The sequence below is a fragment of the Pseudomonas sp. 18.1.10 genome (assembly GCF_024655625.1).
Lineage (GTDB): Bacteria > Pseudomonadota > Gammaproteobacteria > Pseudomonadales > Pseudomonadaceae > Aquipseudomonas.
Window position 1 is genome coordinate 1 of record NZ_JANLGL010000357.1, and the last position, 3,599, is coordinate 3,599.

A 3,599-nucleotide genomic window follows, 5' to 3' on the forward strand; every position below is an offset into this window, starting at 1 on the left:
GTGTATCAGTCAAAGATTTATTCACTGACCCACCGCATTCGCGAGCAAGCCCGCTCCCACATTTTTAGTCGGGTTTTGCCAGTTGCATCCGCTCTGGGCCGACTTCTTCGGCATACCGGGCCACCACCTTCTGGCACAGCCCGACAATCTCCTCCACCAACTCCACCCCCACCCGCCACGACACCACCACCTGCAGATTCGGCAGTTTCTGCGCCATCGGCAACATCACCAATTCCCCCCGCGCCAACTCCTCCATCACCAGCACTGGCGGCAGCGCGCCGATGCCGAAGCCATCGCGCAGCAAGCGGGTAATCGCCGACACCGAATTCACGCAGCTCATCCGTGGCGCGGCCACGCCGTTGGCGTGCATCAGGCTCAGCACGTCCTGGTGCGGATGGGAGTTTTTCGAGTAGGTGATGATGCGTTCCTGGGCCAGTTCGGCGAGGGACGCGTAGTCGCGGTGGTAGATCGACTGGCTGGCGACGATCCAGGCCATGGGGTGGCTGGCCAGTTCCAGGCTGCGCACGGTTTCGAGGCGCAGCAGGTCGGTTTGCAGGATCAGGTCGAGGAAGCCTTTTTGCAGCTGATCGCTGAGGTTCAATGCGGTATCGGCGACTAATTCGATTTCCACCAGCGGAAAGTGGTCCATCAGTTCCGCCACCAACGGGCTGAGCCAAGTGTGGATCACCGTGTCCATCGCGCCGATACGGATGCGCCCGACCTTGCTGCTGGTGGTTTCCAGGGACTGCTTCAAGCCCTGCATGGTCACCATCATCTGCTCGGCATAATCGAGCACCTTCAAGCCTTCCGGGGTCAGGCTCACGCCGCGTGAGTCGCGCAGAAACAGCTTCACCCCCAGTTCGCTTTCCAGCACCGCGATGCGGCTGGAGATCGAGGCCTGGGTGGTGAACAACTTCTCGGCGGTCAGGCGAAAGCTCTTGAGCTTGGCCACCCAGACGAAGGTTTCGAGGAACTTCAAATTCATGGGATCAACTTTTTCTTATGCATGGATCGGTTTTTATTAGTTGGACGCCGCACCGGGCCAGCGCCAAAAATCGAGCTATTCCACGATAAGCGTCGTAGGGGGGTCAGGACAAGTTGCGAGTTCTGTGTAAAAAATCCCACACTACAAAAAAATAAAGCCTACAGGAGTAGCCCACCGTGAGCCGCTTGCTATTGAACTGTGACATCGGCGAAAGCTTTGGCAACTGGACGATGGGTCTGGACGCCGAGGTCATGCCGTTCATCGATTGCGCCAACGTCGCCTGCGGCTTCCATGCCGGCGACCCGAGCATCATGCGCAAGACTGTCAGCCTGGCGCTCAAGCACGGTGTGCAAGTGGGTGCACACCCGGCCTATCAGGATTTGCAAGGTTTCGGCCGCCGCTCCATGGCCTACACCCCGCAGGAAATCCAGGACCTGTTGCACTACCAGATCGGCGCCCTCGACGGCATCTGCCGGGCCCAGGGCGGGCGAGTGAGCTACGTCAAACCCCACGGCGCGATGTACAACGACATGATGGCCAACCCGACGCAATTGCGTGCGGTGATCCAGGCCGTTGCCGCGTACGGCGACCTGCCGCTGATGCTGCTGGCGACCCGCGACAACAGCGCTGCGCAGGCCTTGGGCGATGAATATGGCGTGACCCTGTGGTTCGAAGCCTTCGCCGACCGTGCCTACGACAACAAGGGCCACCTGGTTTCGCGCCAGTTGCCCGGTGCCGTACACCATGAGGCCGAAACCATCGTGCAGCAGTCCCTGACCATTTCCCGTGGCGAAGCGCTGATCGCCAGCGACGGCAGCCCGCTGGTGTTGCAGGCCAATACCCTGTGCGTCCACGGTGACAACGCCAGTTCGGTCGCTGCCGTGCAGCGCATCCGCGAGGCCTTGAAGAGCGCATGAAGCCACGGATTGAAGTAGTGGCCATCGACTGCCTGATGGTGCGCCTGTTTGATGCCATCGCCGAAGCCAACATGCCGTGGATGCTCGCCGCCACCCAGCGCTTGCGCGATGGTTTCGGCCCGGCGTTGGTGGACCTGGTGCCGTCCTACACAACCTTGATGGTGCATTACGACCTCACCGCGTTGAGCCCGGCCCAGGCGCGTGCATTGATCGATCAGGCCCTGACGGACTTGCAGCCGCAAGCCCGGGGCAGCGGCCAGTGCCATGTGCTGCCGGTGTGGTACGACCTGAGCGTCGGCCCCGAGCTGAGCGTGCTCAGCCAGCGCAGCGGCTTGAGTGTCGATGCAGTGATCCGCCAGCACAGCGCCCACGAATACCAAGTGTTCGCCCTCGGTTTCGCCCCCGGGTTTGCCTTTATGGGGCTGGTGGATGAAATCCTCGCCACGCCGCGCCTGAGTACGCCGCGCAAACGTGTGGCGGCCGGCAGCGTCGGCATCGCCGAACGGCAAACCGCCGCCTATCCGGTGGTGTCGCCCGGCGGCTGGAACCTGATCGGCCGCACCCCGGCCAAGCTGTTCGACCGCGAGCGCGATGGCTACAGCCTGATGCAACCCGGCGACACGGTGCGCTTTGCACCCGTCGATCACGCCGAGTTCATCCGCCTAGGTGGCGACGACACACCGCTGGAGGCGCAGGCATGAGCCGTTTGATTATCGAAGCCAGCACGCCGCTGTGCCTGTTGCAGGACGCCGGACGCTTTGGCGTGCGCCACCTGGGCGTGACCCAGGGCGGCGCGCTGGATTGGGTGTCGATGGCCTGGGCCAACTGGCTGCTGGACAACCCGTTGGGCGCGCCAGTGGTGGAAATCACCCTGGGCGGTTTCACCCTGCAGGCCGAGGAGTATTGCTTGCTGGCCCTGGCCGGCGCGGACCTGGGCGCGTACATCGACGAGCGAGCCATCAGCCCCGGCCGCAGTTTTATCCTGCAAAAGGGCCAGCGTTTGCGTTTCACCCAACCGTGCAACGGTGCGCGGGCCTACCTGGCGGCGCCGGGCGGGTTTGATGCGCCGCAGGTGCTGGGCAGTTGCGCCACGGTTGTGCGTGAGGAGCTGGGCGGTGTGGAGGGTTTTGGCAAGGCGTTGGTCGAAGGCGGGCGCCTGGCCTATTCCGGTACAGGCGGCGCCATGAAGGTGCTGAATGCGCAGGATCTGCGGTCCGATAAACCGTTGGATGTGATCGTCGGCGCGCAGATCGGCCAGTTCAGCGGGCAAAGCCTGTTCGATGCGTTCAACACCGAGTGGTCCCTGGACAGCCGTGCCGACCGCATGGGCATGCGTTTGCTGGGCACGCCGTTGCAGTACCAGGGGCCGTCGCTGATTTCCGAAGGGATTCCGCTGGGGGCGATCCAGGTGCCACCGGATGGGCAGCCGATTGTATTGCTCAATGATCGGCAGACGATTGGCGGTTATCCGCGTCTGGGCGCGTTGACGCCGTTGGCGCTGGCGCGGCTGGCGCAGTGTTTGCCGGGGGAGAAGGTCAGGTTGGCGCCGGTGGTGCAGGAGACGGCGCATCGGCAGCATATCGAGTTCTTGCAGCGTTTTAAGTAACGCCGCAATCAAAAATGTGGGAGCGGGCTTGCTCGCGAAAGCGGTGGTTCAGTCGGCTCATCAGGTGGCTGACACACCGTATTCGCGCTGT

At 62.9% G+C, this 3,599-nt stretch carries 4 protein-coding genes; 3 read left to right on the top strand and 1 reads right to left on the bottom strand.

Features of this window, described 5'->3' with window-relative positions; translation table 11 throughout:
* Window positions 1–64: 64 nt before the first annotated feature.
* A complete protein-coding gene (locus tag NUV89_RS28495) occupies window positions 65–985 on the bottom strand; it encodes a LysR family transcriptional regulator (protein ID WP_257783940.1) in 921 nt (306 codons plus the stop codon).
* Window positions 986–1,161: 176 nt separating this feature from the next.
* On the opposite strand from NUV89_RS28495, the gene NUV89_RS28500 reads away from it, so the two are divergent.
* From NUV89_RS28500 to NUV89_RS28510, 3 genes are read left to right on the top strand one after another with little or no spacing between them, the layout of a single operon-like run.
* Window positions 1,162–1,902 carry a 5-oxoprolinase subunit PxpA gene (locus NUV89_RS28500; protein WP_257783941.1) on the top strand — a complete coding sequence of 247 codons (741 nt, stop codon included), beginning with the start codon at window positions 1,162–1,164 and terminating at the stop codon, window positions 1,900–1,902.
* On the top strand, window positions 1,899–2,603 hold the full coding sequence (gene pxpB / locus NUV89_RS28505; RefSeq protein WP_257783942.1) for a 5-oxoprolinase subunit PxpB: 705 nt from the start codon (window positions 1,899–1,901) through the stop codon (window positions 2,601–2,603). Before NUV89_RS28500 ends, pxpB begins: the two co-directional genes overlap by 4 nt.
* Window positions 2,600–3,508 carry a biotin-dependent carboxyltransferase family protein gene (locus NUV89_RS28510; protein ID WP_257783943.1) on the top strand — a complete coding sequence of 303 codons (909 nt, stop codon included), beginning with the start codon at window positions 2,600–2,602 and terminating at the stop codon, window positions 3,506–3,508. Before pxpB ends, NUV89_RS28510 begins: the two co-directional genes overlap by 4 nt.
* Window positions 3,509–3,599 lie beyond the last annotated feature (91 nt).